The sequence below is a fragment of the Coriobacteriia bacterium genome (assembly GCA_018368455.1).
GTDB lineage: Bacteria > Actinomycetota > Coriobacteriia > Coriobacteriales > UMGS124 > JAGZEG01.
On record JAGZEG010000015.1, the window covers coordinates 1 to 22396 of the forward strand.

The window sequence follows — 22396 nt, forward strand, 5'->3', positions numbered from 1 at the left end:
CTTCCTTACCGTCGTCTAAATCGACCTTCTGCTCTCGCAGTATCCGGCTCTCAAGGTTCGCCGCGCCCCGCGGTGCCCGTGGGCCCCGCCGTTGCGCGATGAGGTAATATACCGGAGGGCGCGCCCCCCGCGCAAGGGGGAGGGGCGAGACCACGGAACGGACACAAGGAGGAACATAAGCAAAAAGAAGGGCCCCACTGCCCGGCTATCTGCCGAGCGGCGGGGCCCTCGTTCGATCCTATCGCACTAACTACTTGCTTACTGCTGCTCGCGCGTCTTGCGGCGCACGAGAACGCCAGCGCCCGTCAGGACAATCGCACCCATGATGGCACTCACGAACGCCATCGGGCCGGTCGCGTCGCCCGTCTTGGGGATGCTCGGCTTGTTCGGCTCATCGCCGCCGGGCGTCACGGATGTGTCGGGCTCGTCCGGCGTCGGGGGCTCGGGCTCCTCGGGCTTCTCGTAGCTGTTCGAGAAGGTTGCCGGACCGTCGGGGTAGCCCGCCGTGGCCACGAGATTGCCCTTGCCGTCATCGGCCACGCTCACCTGGATGCGATACGTCGAGGCGTCATAGGTCATGCCCTCCTCGCGGCCCGCCACCTCCGAGATCACATAGCCGTACTCGCCTTCCGCCTCAAAGCGCAGCGCCGGGAAACTGATCGAGCCGTCGGCCGCGTTCGTTGCCGTGGAGACAACCTGCCCGGTCGCCGCGTCCGTCAGGGCGAACGTGAAGTCGCCGCCCTTCAGGTCGCGACCGGTCAGGGACTTCGTGGCAACCGGCGTCACCTGCGCGGCGTCGCCAGCCGTGGGCTTGTAAGCGTTCGTGAACGCAACACCACCCTCGGGGTAACTCACCGTCGCGCTCAGCGTGCCATCGAGGTTGTCAACAACGCTAACGTGTACCGTAAAGCTGACATCAGAGTACGTGACGCCATCGATCGTCTCGCCAGCGTGCACCTCGCTCAGGACGAAGTCATACTCGCCGGGCTCGGCGAACGTGATCGGCGTGAACGTGAAGCCCGCAGGCTGGCCGTCCGAGGCCGCCTTGGAGGACGCGGTGGCCCAGATCTGGCCGTCCGCGCCCGTGGCGACGAAGGCGAACTCGCCGTCGGCCATGTCACGGCCCGTCAGCGTCTTCGTACCCTCAAGTGTGACGCTCGTGCCCTGCGTCGCCTTGTACGTGTTGACGAACTCCATGCCCTCAGCCGTGACGTCGAAACCGTCGGCGTCCAGGATGCTGGCGACGGAAGCACTCAGCGTGCCGTCACCGTTGTCGACGACGTGGATGTTGACCGTGTACGCCATGCGGTCATACGTCACACCGGCCAGAGTGCTGCCCGCGTTGTTCTCGACGACCGTGAAGACGTAGTCGCCAGGCTCAGCGATGGAGAAGGAGCCGAAGCGGATGGCGCCCGGCTGGCCGTTCTGCGCCGCGAGGGACATGCCGCCCGCCACGACGTTGCCGTTGGCGTCGAGCACGCTGAACGTGAACTCGCCGTCAGCCGCGTCGCGACCCATGAGCGTCTTCGTGCCTTCGAGCGTGACCTTGGCGGGATAGATGGCCTTGTACGTGTTGGTGAACACGACGTTCGCCATGCCATCGGCGCCCTCGAGCGTGATCTCGCTCATGGAACCGTCCGTGCCCGTGCGCTCGATCCTCGTGATAGCGGCAGCCATCGTGCCGTTGCCGGCATCGGTGACGTTCACGGTCACGTGGTAGAGAGCGCCGTCGTACGTAACGCCGTCCTGGCCGTCGTTGACCTCGTAGATCGTGTAGTGGTGCTCGCCAAGGTCGCTGGAGATGAGCTGCATGCCCGGATCGACCGGCTCAATGGCGTAGGGCTCGGCGCCCTGGTCATCGGCGATAGCGACCGTCGGGGCGAGCAGGTCAGCTGCCACGTCGAGAACCGTCTCGTCCGCGACGGTCTCCTCGCTCAGGGCCTCAGGCTCGACGCCCTCCTCCTCAGAGACAACCGTCTCGTCGGGCGTGGGCTCGGCGGCCGGGATGTCCGTGTTCTCGGTTGCGCCCTCGGCGGGATCCGTCGTATCCGCGGGCACATCGGGCGTCACCGGATCGGCGGGCTCAATGGGCTCGACAGGCTCAGTCGTGGCATCGTCGGCAGCGGCGCTGTTTTCAGGCGCAGCGGCCGGCTCGACATACGGGCCGTAGACGTAGACCTCGACCGAGGAGTTCGTCGCTATCGCCGTACCGGCAGCAATGTCCGCGCCGTCGGCCATGACGCGATAGACAACACCGGCCTGCTCAGGCGTCGGGGCAGCGTCGCCCGTCACGACCGTCGGGATGAAGCCGGCGTTTGCCAGGGCCATGCTCGCCGCGTCAGCCGTCTGGTTGAGAACGTCGGGCAGCACCGAGGCCGTTGCGTCGTACGTATAGAAGATGGAGCCGAACGTAACGTTGCCGCTCGCGTCGCTGACGCCGCTTGTGACGACCTGGCCCGTGGCGTCGTCGACAACGTCGAAGCGGAAGCCCGCCTTGCTGTGCGGATCGTTGATCTCCTTCGTGGCCGAGAAGTTGATGCTCGTGCCCTTGAGGTTGTACGTGTTCGTGAAGTACGGCGCGGCCACGAGCTCGCCCGTCGTGTCGTCACGGTAGGACGCCTGGTAGTCGTACGTGCCGTTGCCGTCACGCGTCACGGTCAGCTCGAGCGTATAGGTCGTCGTGTCGTAGCCGATGCCGTTCTCCGGGTTGGCCGCGCCGCTCCAGACCTCGCTGATTGTGTAGTAGAACGTGCCCTCACCACGCAGGGTGATGGGCGTGAACGTGATGACGCCACGCGCGTCGGACAGGCCCGTGGAGACAACCTGGCCCGTCTCCCAGTCCGTCACCGAGAACGTAAAGCGCTTGCCGTCGAGGTTGACGCCGTCGGCGGCCTCCGTCCACTTCTCGCCCTGCGGCGTGAACGTGATGTCCTCGCCGAAGACGTTCGTGAAGCTGGGCTGGTCGAACTGGGCGCCGTCCGCTGTGTAGGCAGGCTGGACCTCGGCCACGAGCGAGCCATGGCCGTCGTCGGTCACGACGACGTCGACGTAGAAGACCGTCTCGTCGTAGCGCACGCCGAACGTGCCGTTGTTGATCTCGCTCACCTCGTAGGTAAACGTCTTCGTGCGCGTGACAGTGCCGTCGCCGTTGTCGGACGTCGTCGCATCGGAGGCGTTCAGGTCATCCATCTCGTAGGCGAGCGGGAAGCTGAACGTGCCCGTGTTCGTCGTACCGTCAGCGAAGAGCGTCGTGGCACCGGCGGCGTTGGGGTCGCCGTCCGTGAGCGGGCGCACGAAGAAGCTGTACTCGCCGGCCTGGAGGAACGTGCCCTCGGGCAGGCCCACCACCGTCTTCGCGCCGACGATCGCCGTCGTCTCGGGCTCGGCGCTGCCGTAGCGGTTCTCGAACGGCAGGCTGCTCATGCCCTCGGGATACGCGACGGAAGGCGTGAGCGCGCCCTTGCCGTTGTCGGTCACCGTGACCGTGACCTCGTAGTACGTCGCGGCACCGTTCTCGTCGACCGGGAAGGTCGGCGTGATGCCAGCGGCACCGAGGGCCGCGGTGGTCTCGTAGACCCGGTAGGTATACGTGTACGTGACGAAGCCCTCAGCGCTGGTGCCCTGCGCGGCCAGGCCGTTCTGGGCGTCGGCCTTCAGCGTCTCCGTCGTGTAGACAATCGTCGAGAAGTCGATCGCCGCGCTGACACCAGACTCGGCGGCAGCGTTGGAGCCCGTCGCAACCATAGAGCCGTCGGCAGCGTTCGTGACCACGAAGGAGAACTCGCCATCGGCCATCGGACGGCCGACAAGCGCCTTCGTGGCGTCGAGGCTGACGTTGCTCTCGCCGCCGAGCTGGCCCTTTGCGCTGTACGTGTTGGCAAACGTCAGCGTCGGGGTTGCGCCGTCGGCGTCGCCCTGCGTGTGCGTGTACGTCTGGGTCTCGCCGTTGGAGCCGGCAACCGTCGTCGTCACGACAAGCTGGCCCGCCTCGTTCTGGCCGACAGCGATCGTGACCGTGTACGTCGTGCCGTCGTACGTGACGCCGCCCTTGGCGTCGTCCACCTCGGAGACCGTGAAGCTGTAGGACGCACCCACGTCCTCCTGCGTGAAGACGATGCCGGAGACGGGGTTGCCCTCAACATCGGTGACCAGGCCCTCGAAGAGCGGGGTCGTGGCCGTCTCGCCGTCGAGCGCCGCGGACGTGTGGTACGTCGTGCCGCTCTCGGAGAGGCCCAGGCGGTCGGCCGAGGCCGCGTCGGAGGCAGTGGCAACGAACGAGAACGTCTCGCCCTCGGTCATGTCGCGGCCCGTGAGCGTCTTGGCGATCTGGACGTTCACCGCGTCACCGAAGTCAACCTGTCCGGACTCGAACAGGTTCGACCAGTTAGCGCCGCCCGTGATGACCGGCTCAGAGGCGGTCAAGTTGCCCTTGCCATCGTCGGTCACCGTGATGGAGAGCGTGGCGTGGTGACCGTCGTACGTGATGTCGCCGAGCGTCTTGTAGCCGTCAGGCAGGCCCTCCGCCTTGGCAGCACCCTCGGGGATGATCTCGGAGACGTCGTAGGTGAAGGTCTTCTCGAACACGCGGTTACCCTCGGCGTCACGCATGTTCGCGTCACCGAACGTCACCGTGCCGAAGCCGAACATCTTCGTTTCGCCAGCGTCGGCATTGCCGGCATCCATGCCAGGATCAACGGCATCGTCAGCCTCAACGGTGGGTGACCCGGCATCAACCGTCGTCTCGCCCGAAGCAAACGCCGGTGCACCGTCCTGCGGGACGATCTGGAAGTTGAAGAGCTCCGTGCCCCAGCTCTTACCCATGAACGACTTCGTGAACAGGGCGGAGGTGTCCGTCGGGTTCGTATCGACCGTCGTCTCACCCGTCTTATATATGTTGGTAAACGTCAGGGAGGCATCAGCCAGCTCGCCCTCCTGCTCGCCCGGCACCGTGATGGAGCCGATGCCGGCGGTCAGCGTACCGTCGCCGTTGTCCTTCACGTTGACCGTGACAAGACGCTGCGTCGCGTCATAGGTGATGCCATCGAGCGTGTAGCCATTCTCAGGCGTGGCGCCCTCGGGCAGCAGCTCGGTAACGTAGAACTGGAACGTGCCGGCCTGCTTGAACGTGATGTCGTCGAAAGCCGCCTTGTGCTCGGGCATGGTGCTGTCGATCGCGATGTCAGAGGCGTTCTCGGGCAGCACGATATTGCCAGCATCCACGGCCGCCTTCGTGGCCTCGTCGTTCTCGTTCGCAGAGAGCGCGAAGGAGAACGCGTCGTTCTCAGTCCAGTCGCGGCCCTGGAGATCCTTCGTCACCACGAGGTTGGTTGCGCCCTCAAGCGTGGTGGGCGTGACCGCGTAGTGGTTCTCGAAGAAGGCCGTGGCAAGCGCCTGACCGCCCGCGATGGTGCCTGTGAGGGTGGTTCCCTCCACCATCTCGCCAGCCTCTTCGGGGCTGTTCGCTCCGCTGTCGACACGAGTGGTGTAGCCGTCAGGCACCTCGATCTCGGTCACCGTCCACGTGGAGCCGGAGGGCAGGCCGGAGATCTCGACGGACTGGCCGTCCTTGAGCGTGACGGTGCCCTTGCCGCTGGTAGCTGCGAGCTCAAGCTCGCCGTCTGCGGCGCCGCCCTGGCCAACGTACGGGAATTCGCCAGTCACGGTCTCGCCCGTGGCGCTCGTGACGGAGACCTCGAACTTGAAGTCCTTGCCCCTGGCCTGAGCCTCGTCGATGCCCTGGCCGTCCTCGATCGTGACCTGCTTGCCGATCACGAGCTTGCCATTAGCAGGCGTGACCTCGGGGCCGGGGACGGTGTTCGTGCTGATCGCCGGGTTGTCGCCGATGTTCAGCGTCGCCTGGTTGTCAATGGTGCTCGTGAGGGCGGCGTCGTTCACCGCGACACGGACGCTCACCGTGCCGTTGGCGCCGTCGGGCTGCTCGCCCAGGCTCCACGTCACCGTGTTGTTCTCACCGAGGACACCGCCGTCGGAAGCCTCGAGGAACGTGAGGCCCGCGGGCAGGACATCGGTCACCGTGACGTTAGCTGCGGCGCCCGTCGTGTTCGCCCACTCGATCGTGTAGACGAGCTCGTCACCGACCTTGATCTCGCCCTCGACCTCGGGCCTGCCGTCGACCGTCTTCTTGGGGAAGTCGTTCGTCGTCTCCGTCGAGGTCTTCGGATCGTTGTCACCGACCTTGATCGTGGCCGTATTCGTGATGGGGTCGTTGTTTACGGCGTCATCTGTCACCTTCACCTGGAAGGAAACCATGCCAGAGGCGTTGGCGGCAGCGTTCTCGATCGTCCACGTGATCGTGCCGTCATCCGCGACAGACACGCTGTAGCCCTCAGCGCCTGCCTCCGCGCCAACAAACTTGGCGCTGCCGTGCACGTACTCAGTGCCCTCCGGCGCCGCATCCGTCACCACGACCTTCGCCGCAGCCGCATTGCCAGCATCGTCAATGGCGTCGTTCGCCCACTCGACCGTGTACGTGAGCGTATCGCCCGCGCCCACAAGCTGGCCGTTGATCGACGTCGTGGGCTCGCCGTTCTCGTCGGTGCCAAGGACGTCCTTCTCCGGCTGCTCCACCGGCGTGTAGACGTTGATGAAGTTAGCCGTCCACTCCGTGTGCCCGTCAACCTGCTCCTCGCCAACCTGCTCAGCATCGGAGCCGGTCCCAAGAACCTTCGTCATTATCGAAGACACCCTGAGCGCGCCGTTATCGTCCGTACCCCACACCGACACGACCACCTCGTACTGTGCCGTGGAGTACGTCAGGTTGGCGTCACCGGACTTACCCGTCTCCGTGATGAGGTAGGTGTACGTGCCCGCCTTGCTGTACTGGATGTCGCCGAAGCTCGGGCTCGGGTTGTCAGCCGTCGCCACGATCTCGGTGACCTCAGGCATCGGGGTGTCTTCAGGGCTCACGTCAGAAGCAGTGATCTGGAACGTGTACTGCTCGTTCGGCTGCCAGCCACGGCCCTCCAACGTCTTGGAGACCTTGAGGTTCTGCGGGCCGGGCAGGATGCCATGCGACGGGGCATAGGTGTTGGTCACGACGACCGCAGAGGTCTCGTTAGCAGCGATCGTACCCGTGCTCGTGTCGCCCTCGCCGGCATCGTAGGACGTCCTGAAGTTTGCGAGAGGCGTCTCGCTCACACGGTAGCTCGCGCCCTCGGGAAGGCCCTTGATGACGGCCGTACCTCCAGCCTTGAGCTTCAGCGTCCCACCATTGGTGACCTGAGCAGTCTCCGTCGTCTCACCGTTGTAATTGATATCGACGTCGTACGTACCCGCGAGAGCCTGGCTCGCCTTGTCCTTGAGCTCGACTGTGAACTCGAACTCCTGGCCCTCAGGGGCAGGCGTGTTCTCGTCGTACAGTGCGACGTTCTTAGTGATGGACAGGTCGCCGGTCTTGAGTTCGGGGCCAGGGACGGTGTTGGTGATGACCTCGGAGTTGTCGCCAACCTTGATGGTGGCCTTATTGGTCAGCTCGTCGACGACCAGCGCCTTGTCGGTTACCTGTGCCTTGATGGTCACCGTGCCAGACGAGCCAGCAGGAACCTCGCCAATAGTGACAGTTACAACCGTACCGTCATCGGTACCGCCCAGCGCGGTTACCTGATAGTTCTCAGCGCCCTCAACCACAACCTGTTCGTGATCCGCAAACGGCTGCAGACCATTCATGAACGCGTCGGTCACGACGACATCGGCAGTCTCGCCGGTCGTGTTGGCCCACTGAATCGTATAGGTGAGAACGTCACCGACCTGGACGCCATCCTCAGAAGGCTGCTCGACCGTCTTCTTGGGGAAGTCGTTTTTGACCTCGACGTTGTAGTCGTGGCCGCCCACGTTGATCGTGGCCTTGTTGGTGATCTCGTCCACCGGGGTTGCAGCAGATTCGTCAACCACAACGTCGAAGCTCACCGTTCCGGTCTGACCGGCTGCGGCCTCGATCGACCAGGTAATCATCCCGCTCTCGTCCTGCGTGCCCTCATCGTTGATGCGGATGAGCTTCGTACCCGCAGGCACGGTGTCCGTGATGGTCACCTTTGCCGCAATGGCCTTGCCTGTCTCAGGATCGACCGCGTTGTTCACCCAGTTGATCTTATAGGTAAGCTGGTCGCCCACGCCCACGAGCTGACCGTTGATCGTCGTCTCGGGGGCGTCGGTCTTCACGACGTCCTTCGTGTTGTCCTGGGACGTATACGTGTTGGTAAAGACGGGCGACCCGGACACGCTCGTCCCAATCACATTCGCGACCAGCTTCGAGCCGCCCGACGTGACCTCGACGTCGTAGCTGTAGCTGTGATCGTCGTACGTCATGAAGGGTTCGCCAGAACCCTCGGCAGGCACGACCTCGCGCACGGTCACCGTGTAGATGCCCGCCTTCGTGAACGTGATGTTGCCAAACGTCACAGCGCCCTGGTTCGCCTCTCCGCCCTCGACAGGCGCGGCGTTGGTCGTCGTCACGGGAGCCGTGCCGCCGTCGGGCATCGTGAAGCCATCAGCCGGCGTATTAGTGTCAGCCTTCGGCGCCACGCTCATTTCGAACGTGAACTCGCCAGCCTTGAGCGGCTCGGTGCGGTTGCCCTCGAGCCGCTTCACCACGTCAACCGGCGTATTGGTGATGTCAGAAGGCGTGTACTTGTTCACAAACTCGAAGCCCGTCGCCTCGGCAGACAGCTCTCCGCTACCGTTGTCCGTCAGCGTGACCGTAACCTTCTTGGGCTCGACATCGTTGGTAACGCCATCGACGGAACCGGTCTCGTTAACCGTATAGGTGAACTGCTTGCTGCGAACTCCATTCTCACCGGGCTCGACATCAGCCAGATCGGCCATCGTGTACATCAGATCGCCAAACACGACCGAGCCAGAGTTGGAGCCCTCAGCGGGGGCCTGGTTCGTGGGCTCGTCTTTGAAGCCCTCCGCCTTGTTCAACGGAGCGCCATCCTCAGCCGTAAGGGAGAACGTGTACTTGCCCGCGATATCAAGGACGTCCGTGAAGCCGTTAGTATCAAGCGTCTTCACGCCTGCGATGGTTGCAGACGCCGTTGCGTCTTTGCCGTACGTGTTCACGAACGCAGGCGCCACTATACCCTCGGCAGGAGCAACCGACAGAGTGCCGTCATGGTTGTCCGACACGACCACGGCGTACCGGAACACCGACGCATCGGCCGTCACACCGGCGGGCATCTCGCCCGTCAGCTCGATGACGTTGTAGCTCACCGTCCAGGTGCCATCGGCATTCTTGGTGACGTTGCTGCCCTCCGTCGCAGCTACCTCGTTGAGGGCCTGGGCCGAGTAATAGATCGGGGAGAACACAACGTTGCCATCGGCATCGTTCGTCGCCGTCGCGAGGAAGTCCACCTCGGTCGGGTTCTGTGCATCGACATTCGAAGGCAGCACCGCGAAGCCAAACTCGTCTGCCTTGAGCGCGCGGCCGTTCAGCGCCTTCGTTCCCGTCAGATTGAACGTGCCCTCGGCGTTGTACGTGTTCTCGAACTCAATGGCATCAGAGGCAGTGGCCACCTTGGCAACAGCAAGCGTGCCATCGCCGTTGTTGGTTACGCTGACCTTGATGTTGACGATCTTGTCGTCATAGATCCAGCCAGCCTTGCCCTCATCGGTCTCAGTGATCTGGAAGTAGTAGTCGCCCGGCATCTTAAATACGATGTCGCCGAAGTGGAACGCGCCGTCCTTGTCAGACTTCGCCAGCGCATCCGGCAGCGTCACATTCGGGTCGGGCTCTGCAAGCTCGTTTCCGTCCCTATCGACCTGAACCAGCGTGAACTGGAACTCGGGCAGATCACCCGACCAGACGCCACCAGCAACCGTCTTGACACCCGCGAGATCGTTCTCGCCCACGAGCGTGCCCGGGATGACCGAGTAGTTGTTGGCGAACGTATGGGCGGTCGTGACGTTGGACTCGATGGTACCCTCGGCGTTCTTGAGAACCGTCTTCCCGTCAATAGTGCTCAGCGTAAAGCCGTCGGGGAGATTCGTCTCCCTCGCGGCATAGACCGTGCCGGCCGGGAGATTCTGAATGGTCAGGGTCTCGTCGGCCTGGAGCGTAATTGTGGCGACGCCATCAGGCGTGAAGGTCACCGTTCCAGGCGTCTCCGTGCCATCGGCCAGCTTTGTGACGGACGCGTACTCACCGCTCAGGGCAGCACCGTCAGGACCCTTGGCAGCAACTTCGAACGTGAAGCTCTTGCCCGCAGGGGCAGTCAGGCCCGCGTCGGCCGTGACCTTCTTGGAGATGGACAGGCTACCCGTCTTGATCTCGTTCGTGAACTTTGCGTCCTCGTCATCCGGCTGTGCAGACGGCGTAGCAACAAGCTTGCCGTCCTGTGCCGTCACCGTCACTTCGTACGTGTAGGAGTGCTTGTCATACGTAACCGTGGCGTCATAGGCAGGGGTGCCTTCACCAGGGATGGCCTCAGTGATCGTCACCTCGTAGGTGCCGACCTTCGTAAACGTGATGGGCGCAAACGTCACAGTAGCCGAGTTCTCGCCCTCCGCAGGAGCGGCGTTGGACGCGGTGGTGAAGTCGTTACCCTCGGCATCCTTGGTGTACGAGAAGCCATTATCCGGCGTGCCGGTACCAGCCTTCGGGGCCACGCTCATCCGGAACGTGTAGGCACCCTCGACGAGGCCCGTCTTGCTGAAGCCCGCGAGGACCTTCGTCACCTCGGGGGTGTGCTCGGCCGAGGTAGGCGTGAAGGTGTTGGTGAAACGAGCATCGGCCCGTTTACCGGCCGGGACGGTGCCACTAGCACCCTCAGACGTGGAGGAGTACCCCGCCACCGACGCTTCCTCGACGCTGTACCTGACGTCAGCGGGCAGGCCGTTGATCATGATGGACTGGCCATGCTTGAGCGAAATCTCCGCCTTGCCGGTCACGTCATCGAAGTCGAACGTACCCTGCGTTCCGTCGCTGTAATCGTAACCGTATGTACCCGTAATGGGCGTGCCATCGGGGGCCGTCAGCGTGATGGTGAACTCGAACGTCTGGTTCGTGTCGATGTCAGCGCCCGTGGTGCCAGCGTCCACCGTCTTGTAAATGGCCAGTGCGCCCTTGCTCACCTGGTTCGTCGTGGTGTTGGTCTTGGACTCGCGGTCGCCAATCGTGATGGTGGCCTGGTTCGTGACTGGATTGGTGGCGGAGACGGCCGCCTCCGTCACGCGAACCGTGAAGGAAACGGTGCCCGCGGTGTTGGGCTCGACGCCCTCGAGCGTCCAGGTCAGAGCGCCGTTGGTGTTAACGCCCTTATCGGCAGTATCGCCATTGAACTTCACGAACTCGGTGCCAGCAGGCACGCTATCCGTGATGGTGATGTCAGCCGCCGTGGCCTCGGTGTTCTTGTAGGCGATGGTGTAGGTGAGCTCCTTGCCTACGTAGATGTCGCCGACAGTGGTACCGGAGCCCTCAGCGCTCTCGGCCTTCTTGCCAGGCACGGAGTTGGTGACGGTAACCTCGTTGCCATTCACCGTAGCCGTGTTCACCAGGTCGGCAACCTCACCGGCCGTGGCGGCATCGTTATCGACCGTCACCTTGAAGGAGACGGAGCCGCGCTCGCCGGGCTGCTTGCCCGTAAGGTTCCACGTGATGGTGTGCTCATTGGCGCTGTAGGTGCCGCCATCAGTGATCGTGCCATCGACGAGCGTCACGCCCGTAGGCAGCGTATCGACGATGGTCACGTCGCCGGTTTCGTTGGTGCTCTCGTTGGCCCAGTCGATGACGTACTCGAGCGTCTCGCCCACGCCAACCAGCTTGCCGTCGATCACGGCGCCGTCGGTATCCTTGACGTGCTTGGCGTTGTCAGTGGGCACCGGCGTGGTGACCACGTTGGACTCATGGCCGTTCACCTTGGCGCCGTTGTTGACGGAGGACAGGGCGTCGCGGGTGATCGTGGCCTTAAATGTGATGACGACATCGGCGTTGGCAGGCAGGCTGTTGATCGTCCACGTGAGCGTGCTGTCACCGACGTTCAGCTCAAGGCTATCCCAATCCTCGCCGTTAACCTTCACGTTACTCGTGCCCTCGAAGGTCAGCCCCTCGCTCAGGGTATCCACGACGGTAGCCGTAGCGCCCTCGCCATCGGTGTTCTTGAAGGAGATGCTGTACTCCAGCGTCTGGCCTACCTCGATGCTATCGGGGTTGGTCGTCTCCTCCTTCTTGGGCACGAACGTCTCGGTCTCGTTGGTGGACTTGGGCTCGTTCTCGCCCACCGTGATGCTAGCCGTGTTCTTGATGCTGTCGTACGTGACAGCGCTCTCGTCCACCTTCACCTGGAAAGACACGGTACCGGAAGCAGAAGCCTCTTGCTCGTCGAGGTTCCACGTGATGGTGCCGTTGGACTCGCTACCGTTGTTGGAGATAGAGCCTGCCACCAGCGTGGTGCCCTGGGGCACGACGTCGGTCACCGTGACGTTAGCCTTGGTAGCCACGCCGTTCTCATCGACCGCGTCGTTCTTCCAGTTGATGGTGTAGGTGAGGGTGTCGCCCACGCCCACCAGCTTGCCGTTGACGGAGGCCTTCTGATCCTCGGCGCTGTTGTTTGTGACGTCCTTCGTGTTCTCGTTGCCGCCGTAGGTGTTTGTGAAGGCCAGCTCCTGCGTCGTGGAATCGTCCGCATCGATGGTCGCGGAGAGCGGGTTGGCGCTCACCGTGAAGCCAGTGACCGGAGTCTCCTTGGCCTGGACCGTGGCTCCCACGGGTAGACCGGAGATGGTGATGGACTGGCCGGCGGTCAGCTTGACCGTGGCCTGGCCGTTCGTAAACGTCACCGTGCCGTCAGCCTTGCCGTTGGTGCCGGTGTAGTTGTAGGTACCGCTCAGGTTGGTATCAGCCGCGGACCCGGTCAGCGTAAACGTGAAGGACTGGCCCTCAGGCGCATCCTCGCCAACGACCGTCTTAGAGATGGTCAGGCTACCGGTCTGCGGGCCAAAGTCAGGCACCGTGTTCGTGGTGTAGGACGAGTCGTTGCCCACCTGGATGGTGGCCTTGTTGCTGTTGTCGGCGTCAACCTTCACGGCGTTCTCGTTCACCCTGACGGTGACCGAGACGGTGCCGGAGGTGCCGTTGTCCTTGTTCCCCAGATTCCACGTAACTGTACGGGTGGCCTCGTCATAGGCGCCGCCCTCGGCCGCCACGAAGGTCAGGCCCTCGGACAGGACGTCCGTGACCTTGACGTTCGCGGTCTCACCCGTCGTGTTGGCCCAGCCGATGGTGTAAGTGAGCTCAGAGCCAACCTGGACGTCGCCCTCGACCTCGGGCTTACCGTCGACAGTCTTCTTGGGAATGGTGTTGTGCGTGGTGTCAGTGCTCTTGGAGTTGTCACCAATCACGATCGTCGCGGTGTTGTTGATGTCGTCGTAGTTCACGGCAGCGTCGGTCACCACGACCTCGAACTCAACGGTGCCGGTTGCGCCAGCCGCCTGCTGGCCGAGGTTCCACGTCAGCGTGCGCGTGGCCTCGTCATAGTCGGCTCCCTCGGGCACATTGAGCTCACCGCTGTCCATGGTGATGAGCTCGGTACCCTGGGGCAGCACGTCGGTCACGACCACATTGGCAGCGACGGACTTGCCCTGAGCGTCGAGCGCGTCGTTGGCCCACGTCACCTTATAGGTGAGCACGTCGCCCACGCCGACCATCTTGCCATCGACCGAAGTCGTGGGATCTGCAGCGGAAGCGTTGAAGACGTCCTTCTCCTGCTTGGGCGTCGTGTAGGTATTCGTGAACGTTGAGCCACCGTCAGCCGTAGAGAAGTTCTGTGCCTCAGCCTTGAGGTTGCCCGAGCCGTCGGCAGAGACAACGACGTCATAGGTGTACGTGTGGCCGTCGTACGTCATGTACGGGGCCTTGTCGTCGTCGGCAGGCACCTGCTCCTTGACCGTCACCGTGTAGGTGCCGGGCTTGGTGAAGGTGATGTCGCCGAACTTGACGTCACCGTTGGCATCATTCTTGGCCGTCGCATCAGCGGGCATGGTGAAGCCGTCCTCAGGCGTATCCGTACCCGCCTTGGGAGCAACGCTCATCTCGAAGCCAAACTCCTGGTCCTGCAGCGCCACGCCACGGTCACCCGTGAGCACCTTCTTGACGTTTGCAGGAGCATTGGTGGCAGAACCCGGCGCATAGGTATTGGTGAACGCAAAGGCGTTGCCATCGGTGGCGTTCTCGACCGTGGCGGTCAAGGTGCCCTTGCCGTCGTCGGTCAGCTTGACGGTAATCGTCTTGGGGTTGTTGGTGTCGTTGGTGACGCCCGGAACCTCGCCAGCCTCGGTCACGGTGTACGTGAACGTCTTGGAACGCACGCCGTCCACGTAGTCAGCGCCATCCAGGTCGGCCATCGTGAACTTGAGGTTGCCGAAGGAGACGGTACCGGTACCGTTCTCGTTGGTGTTCTTCACGTTGTTGGCGAAGTTGTCGCCACCGACAAGCTGCATGCCCTCAGCCGCAGCAAGCGTGAAGGTGTATTGCTCCTTGATGTTGGGGGTGACGTCGTACCCGTTGGCATCGAGCGTCTTGGTGCCCTTGATCTCCACCTGGGTGTCTGAGTTGGCACCATAGGTGTTGACGAAGGCCAGGTTCTCGGACTGGTTGGACACGACCTCAGGCGTCAGCGTACTGTCGCCGTTGTCAGTCACGCGGACGACGATAGTGCGCTCGGAGTTGGTGTCGTTCGTGACGCCGGGAACAGCGCCGCTCTCGGTCACCTTGAAGGTGTAGTCAACGGTGGTAGCACCCGTGGACTTGAACGTGATGTTACCGAAGGCGAACGTGCCGTCGGTGTTCTGGATGGCACTCGAAGTCGGCAGGGTCACCGTGCTGTCCGCAATGGCAGCGTTGGTGGCATCGTTAGCACCCTCAAGCGTGAACGTCCACTGACGGCCGTTCAGCGGCACGTTGTTGTTTTCGCTGTCCCGGAGCGCCTTGGTGCCCGCGAGGTTCAGGGAACCATCGAGCTCACCCGTGGCGGCGTAGCTGTTCACGAACGGCACAACGGCAGTCGCAGAGGCATTCTGGGAGTTATACGTCTCAGTGCTATCGCCCTTGGTCACCGTGGTGACGGTGTAAATCTTACCGTTGGCCTGCTTGACCTCGATCGTCACCGTGGCAGACGGCGTGCCGTCATAAGTGTAGCCCGGCATGGAGGTCTCTGCGTCGTCGGGCTTCACCTCGGTCACCGTGTAGGTATAGGTCTTGTCGATGTCGGCCTCGGTGAACTCAAGGCTGCCGAGCTTGTCCATGGCAACAGGCGTGCCCATGGCGCCCTCGGGGTTGGAGAACGCAATGGTGTCAGCCTTTGCGTCGCCAAGCGCATCGAGCTTCGCCTGCGAATCGTTGTCGTTCGCGGTGATGGTGAAGTTGAACTTGCCCGCCTCAAGCGCACGGCCGTTCAGGGTCTTCGTCACCTGCAGGCCACCCTGCGCGCTGTAGGTGGTGGTGGCACCGAAGCTGTTGGTAAACGTCGAGCTCTGCTGTGCCTGGTCGACGCCCTCTGGGGAAGCCTGCGCAGTCAGCTTGGCATCGTTGTCGTCATCAGACACGACAATCTTCAGCGTGTAGGTATGACCGTCGTACGTCCAGCCCTCAGGTGCGCTGTTGGCGCCGGCCTCAGTCACCTGGAACGTATAGGTGCCCGTCTTGGTGAACGTGAGCTTGCTGAAGTCCACGGTCTTCTCGGCGCCCTTGGCCATGAAGGCATCGCCCTCGACACCCGTGGACGCGGTTGCCTTGTAACCGTTGTCCTTGGTCATGCCAGAGTTCTGGATGACGTTGGTGTCGATGGCCGTCTTGGTGGCGTCATCGGCAGCAACCATCTCGAACGTGAAGTGCTGCGTGGCGTCGAGGCCCGTCACCTTCTTGGTCACGCTCGGTGTGAAGGCGGCGTCGGTGGTCTCGTAGATGTTGGTAAAGCCAAGAGCCGTGGCGGGATCGAAAGCCTGGCCGTCCCTAGTAACAGCCACGTTCAGCTGACCATCGCCGTAACCGTCGGCATCGTTCTCGGTCACCGTAACGTCAAGGTAGATGGGCGCAGCGTTGTACTGGACACCCGCGGCCTTATCGGCGTCCGCGGGCACGACCTCACTCACCTTGAAGCGATAGGTACCCGCCTCGGTGAAGGTGACATTGTCGAAGGTAAAGTTGCCGTTTCCATCCGAGGTTGCAACCTCGGGCAGCGTCACCGTGGAAGCACTCCCGATAACGTTGTTGCTTGCATCAACCTGCTCGATCTTGAACTGGAAGCCGCTCAGACCACCGGTGTACTCGCTCTTGGTGGCGTTCACGGTCTTCGTGCCGCTCAGAGCCAGCGTACCCTCGGAAGCGTAGCTGTTCACGAAGTCGAGCGAAGCCGTCGCAGGGTCGCCCTGGTTCCACGTGCTATCAAACACTGTCTTGCCATCAGTTGCACCGGTGGCGTTCTGCATCCTCTTGATGACCGTGTGGATGGTCATGGTGCCGTCGCCGTTGTCGGTGGGCGTCACGAACATCTGATACACGGACTTGTCGTAGGTGTAACCGCCCTGCGTGCCCTGCACCTCATCGAATTGGATGACAAACGTCTTGCCGCTGTCAGCCTGGTTGAAGCTCAGCTGCTGAGCACCGTCCATCATGGTGACGGTCTCGTCCTCGTCGCCAGCCTTGCCAGGCACGGGAATGGTCGTGGCGCCGCCCGTCAGACCGATCTTGGCCGCAGTTTGCGCAGCAGTCGTGCCCGTGCCATCAAGCGCGGTCACATTGAACCGGAACTGGTTGGCAGCCATGCTGTGGCCGCTCAGCGTCTTGGTGAGCTGGAAGTCAACCGCACTGTCAAAATACTCGCTAGCGTTGTAGTAGTTGTTGAAGGTGCCGAAGGAAATCATCGGCGTCCTAGCTTCGAGCTTACCCGTGCCACGGTCGTCTACGGTAACGCTAATGAGCGCAACGTCTTTGGTGTAGGTAATGCCGTCTTTAACCCAGCCGGTATCGGTTTCGGTCGCATCGGCAGGATGCTGCTCACTCACGCTATAGACATAGGTGCCGGCCTTGGCAAACGTCAAGCCGCCGAAACCAAACGCAACGGACGTACCGCTCGCCGTGCCGGCGAGGTTGCCATCTCCATTCAGCGTCACGCTCGTGACGGTGTCGCCATTCGCGTTTTTAGGCATCGGCATCGCGTCGAAATCGGCGCCGCTGGTCCGGCCGTCATAGCTCACCTTCTCAATATCGAAGGCGAAGGTGTCGTTTGCCGTCCAGGAACGACCGCTGAAGACCTTATTCAATTCGGGGGTTACGGGGTCGGACGGCGCAGGAACGTAGCGGTTCGTAAACGCCGCAACCGTCACGGCAGCGCCCGTAGCATCGTTGTTCTCGTCAACGGGAACAATAGTGTGCTCAAGATCAAGGGTGCCATTGCCGTTGTCGGTTACCGCAATGGTCAGCTTGTAGCGCGTGTCGTCATAGGTGACGCCCGCCAACTTGTCGGCATCGCCATCTGCCGGCTCAACCTCATCAATAATATAGGTGAAGGTATCGCCCGCATCGGCCTGCGTGAAGGTCAGGCTCGAGAGTTTGCCCCTCATGCGCTCCGCGGTGCCTGCAGCGGCGCCCGTCACGGTGCTGAACGCGGCATCGCCGGCAGGAACATCGTGGCCTGCGGCATCAAGCGCTTCAATGGTGAAGTCGAATTCGTTAGCACCCATGGCGCGACCCGTAAGCGTCTTGCTTACCGTGATGCCGCCAAAGGTCTGGGTGGCCCTGTACGTATTCGTGAAGGCGGCAAGATCAGCCTGGCCACGATCGGCCTCGGTCAGGCCGTCCGAATTATCGAACGTGCGGCTGGCCACACGCAGATTACCCGTGTGCAAAACGGTGCCGTCCGCAGACGTATCGTTCACCACGTAGGTCACGTAAGCATCATGCGTGTCATACGTCAGGCCATTGCCGTCGGTGCCATTCTCGTGAATCTTGAACGTGTAGGTGCCTGCCTTGGTGAATGTAGGCTGACCAAAGGTGGCAACGCCAACCTTATCGTTGCCATCGCCCGTTACCGTAGCCGTAGCGGCAAGACCGGTCGCACCATCCGTGGGACCAGCAGTCTGTTCAAGCGTGAACACAAAGGTCTCGCCATTAGCCAGGTTACGGCCGTCCATGGTCTTTCGAACCTGCAGCGCATCATGCGCAGGCGTCGGATTCACGTCATAGCTGTTTGAGAAGGGGATGCGTTCAGCAGTGGCAGAACCGTCGCTCTGAACCACCGTTTCGCCCGCAGCGTTTTTATAGGTAATGTGCGTCCAGGTTGTCTGAGTACCGTCGTCGGCCTCATCAACGCCCACCTCGACCTCAGCGGTATACACCTCGTTATCATAGGTTACGCCACGATAGACCCAGTGGCCGTCAACCATCTTTGCTTCGGACGGCATGCCCGCATCTAGCGGACTTCCGTCAAGCTTGCCATTGGTCGTGGGCTGCTGCTCGTACAACTTATAGATGTAATGGTCGCCATCCATGGCATTCGTAAACGGCACAGAACCCCACGCAACCGAGCTGCCAATGTGGCCCACGATGGCCCCTCCGGCATTAGCGGGCATGGGAATGTCCGTGATGTCCACCGCGTTGCCGCCGTGCGTGCCGCTTACCGCTTCAAGCACGAACCTGAATTGATTGTCACCAAGCGCCGGGCGGCTGCCCGAATTGTCGGTCCAGTTCTTCGTCGCCAGGAAGTTGGTGTTCTGCACGGTGCTCTGGAACGTGTTGGTGATGTTGGCAACATCGGCATCAACGTGGACATCCGCACTGTCGTCATCTACTTCCATATACATATCGGAAGCGTTTTGGTCGATAGACAGCGTGCCGTCGCCGTTATCTACCACAACGACGATCGCATGATACACAGCGCTGGAGTAGTCCACGCCCGCACGCCAATCGGAATCGTCCTTGCTAGGCGATTCTTCCGATACGTGATAGACGTAGGTGCCAGGCTTGGCGTATTCAATGGCACCAAAGCCGAAGGCGTCGGCATTTGCCACCGTCTGGTGCTTCACGCCAGCGTCCGAACCTCCAGGCATGGGGACATCTGCCACAGCAACAGGATTATTGTTCACATCGCGGCTACCCGAACCATCGGTGCCGCCGCCAACAGCTTCAAGCACAAAGTCGAAGGTGGCACCGTCCCAATCCATGGGCGTATTGGTGTCGAGGTTCGTGAAGGTCTTCTGCGCCTGGATGCCGTCGGTCAAATCGATGGGTTCCACGGTGTAGTTATTGGTAAAGCTTGCCTGGGCGGGCGTGGTGGAAGAAATCGTGCCCGTGTCGCCCGACTTCTCGGAGTTGGTCCAACCTTCGCCCTGCGGCAGACTCTCGGTCACCGTGTAGCTCGCGCCATCGTTCAGGCCCGTTATGATCAGCGTTTCGCCGTCTTTGAGGCTTTGGCTACGGCTGCCGTTGCCATCAAGCGGGAAATCGAACGTGGAGCTCACAACAGCACCGCCGTTAGTGCGTACAACCTGAGCCTTCACCGTTTGGTTAGCCATACCGTCAACATGAACGGTGAAATTGAAGCTCTTGGCGTTATCGCCTTCCGTGAACTGAGTCTTGTCCAGGCCGTCATCAACCGTCACGGTCTTGCTCACATGGAGCTCGCCCGGCAGCTCAACGAACAGCTTACCGTTGTTGCCCAGCTTGGTGTTAATGGTCGAAGCATTGAAGGCCTTGACATTCCACTGAGGGTCGGCGGTGTTGGAGGCCGTGCTGGTGTTGTTCTTCGCCTTTGCATCATGTAGGTCACGGATGTGCGACAGGCGCGGAGCGCCAGCAGCCAGATAGTAAGAACCGTCGGAGCTGCCCGTATTGATTATGAATCCATCGGTAACGCCCTCGGCAAACGTGGAAACGGGGAAAAAGGACACTACCTCTTGCGCCTTACCCACGTTCTCCTGATAGAACGTTTCCTTGTAATAGAGAATGCTGGTCTCTTCGTTGCCATACCTATTCCAGTTATCTTCCGTCAAAGGCCTCGTGCAGGCTTCATCCATATACAGAGGCGTGTTTTCCTGCACGTAGTAATACGCGTTGTTCTTGGCAGGCGAGAACGACGAGATGGTGGCGCCATCTTCTCCGCCGTTGTACAGGTTGGACAAGAAGCTCACGGTCTTCTTGCCGCCCTGTTCAACAGTATGGTTCTCGATATAGCTTTGCAGCGCAGCATCGGCCGAAGCGTCTTTGATCGCTTTAGCAGCATCGTCTTTAAGGCTCACGCCATAGAACGCGCGAATGGGATACGCGGCAGAAACGCCATCCCACGTCACATTGTCGTCCTTATCGACGCTTGCTTGATAATTGCGCAGCGGAAGCAGGCTGGCAGGGATGGTCACCGTAACCGTGTCGCCTTCGGCAAGGGTGGCGGATTTCGTCACGCGCACCTCGATATTCGCCATGTTGCCTTCGGTGAATATGCCGTCGGGGTCGGAAACTTCACCCTCGAAAACATACCTGGTGGTGTTTTCGTCCACTTTCTCGGTGCGTACGGGCGTAAATTGCTTGTTCGCATACACGATGCTCTTGAAGCTGTCCACTTCCATGTATTCACCGAGCTGGTCGGTGAAGGTGAGGGTGCCCTCGGCACCGCCCGAGGCGGCAACGGGAGATTCCGAAGTTTCGGTTTGAAGTTCGCCGGCAATGTCGGTGAAAATCTGCGAGAGCTGGTCGGCGTTTTCGGCGGCGCGGTAATAATCGCGCGTGCCCGCAGGGCTACCAAGATTATCGAATGATTGAGCATAGGGGTACTTGCTGGACATAGCGTTCATGTAAGCATTGAACTTGCCGGAGGCCGAAGCGTCCGGACTGGTCTCGTCGGGGTTGGCGCCGTCGAACACGCCGATAGTATACGTAAGCGTGTCCTTGGCATTCAAAGCCGATGCCTGCTGAATAGCGGCGTTGGCAATGTCGTCAACAAAGCCGGAGCCATTGTTCGGCTCGCCGTCGGTGAAGAAGATGACGACCTTCTGGGCGTCAGTGCGAGCGCGCTGGTCAAGTTGGTTGGCCGCAAGCGTCATACCGTAATCAGCACGCGTTGAACCCGCCGCCACAAGAGCGTTAACCCGATTCTTCAGATTGTTTGCATTGCTCGAATCGTATGCAGCAAGATTGCTGACCGTTTGAGAATAGTTGACAGTCGAGCCGTCGCTGGGGTCGGTATAAGTATTGTTGCCAACAGTGGTGCTCTGGTTGTTGGCGAATTTCACAACCGAAATTCGGTGTTTGAGATCGTTATCGGCGATATCGTCGTTTTCCTGAGCGGTTGTATCAATGAAACCGTTAACGGCCTCCTGCAGCGCGGACATCTTGGAGTTGGTAACTTGATAGAAAGTGGTGTAGGTGGGAGTAGCGCTTCCCCAATCCGGGCGACCATTTCTATTGTAGGGCCAATACCACGTTTGGTTGTCTTGGCACCACCAAGCACCGGTACTGTGGTAGTACACCTCTCGATATGTACCGTTATCATTGATCCAATACTTATCCGTAGAATTCGTCGAAACGCTATTCGCGGCAACCTGAGAATACTGCGGAGTGCCCATGGGGTCGTTCATGGAGCCCGACACATCGAGCACGAGCACGATATCGAGGGGCTTGGTAACTTCGTTCGTGATCGTGGACATCGAGGAGAGCGCGGAGAGGCCGACGAGGAAATCGGAGTTGCCCTTCGCTACGCTGAAGGCGCCATCACCCGTCAGACTGGCATCGCCATCAAGAACAGTCTTGTCGGTCCAGATGCGGCCGATATTCTGAGTGGAGGCCGAGCCGGGCGTCAGGTGCTCAGCCCAGCCTGTCAGGGTATTGCCGTCCACCACGGTATCGACCGTATCCCCTGCAGCGGCGGGGGACACACCGGCGTCGGGGTTGGAGGTCGCGCTATCGGAGGCGGCGGAGGGGGCCGAGCCCGTCACGGTACCGTCAGCGTTCGGGGCTGTGCCGTCGGCCGTGCCAGCCGTGGCATCGGACGATCCCTCGCCCGCGGCAGCGCCGTCGGCCTCGCCGGTGGGTGTCGAGGTGCCACCGTTGCCGTTGGCGTCACCAGCGTCACCCTGACCAGCCTCGGGAGTCACGCCCTCGGCGGCAACAGGAGAGTCGCCAGCAGCACCTTCGTCAGCAAGGGCCGCGCTCAGGTGCATCGTGCTGGCAAGGGCCATCGCGACACAGAGAGCTATTGCAACGAACGCGCAGATTAGAGAGCGGCGCTGAGACATACGGCAACCCCCCCCCTGGCCAAAACGGGAGTCACGGCGCGCGCGTTCTCATCACACGCGTGCTGAGCGGCGTCATCAAGACGGCCCGCCTCATACGCCGCACGTGCTGGGGTCTCATCAACCCCCCGTGCGCTTCCCACATCCAAAGCTTCGAGTCGACGGT

Annotated in this window: 1 protein-coding gene; it reads right to left on the reverse strand. The window is 61.6% G+C overall.

What is annotated here, in order from left to right; translation table 11 throughout:
- Window positions 1–258: 258 nt before the first annotated feature.
- Window positions 259–22176: a DUF11 domain-containing protein gene (locus KHZ24_09690; GenBank protein MBS5451459.1), complete on the reverse strand. Its 21918-nt coding sequence runs from the start codon at window positions 22174–22176 to the stop codon at window positions 259–261.
- Window positions 22177–22396 lie beyond the last annotated feature (220 nt).

Bases quoted from the DNA above. Each gene is read 5' to 3' on its own strand.
- KHZ24_09690 (MBS5451459.1), bottom strand. From the start codon at position 22,176: ATGGCCCTTGCCAGCACGATGCACCTGAGCGCGGCCCTTGCTGACGAA.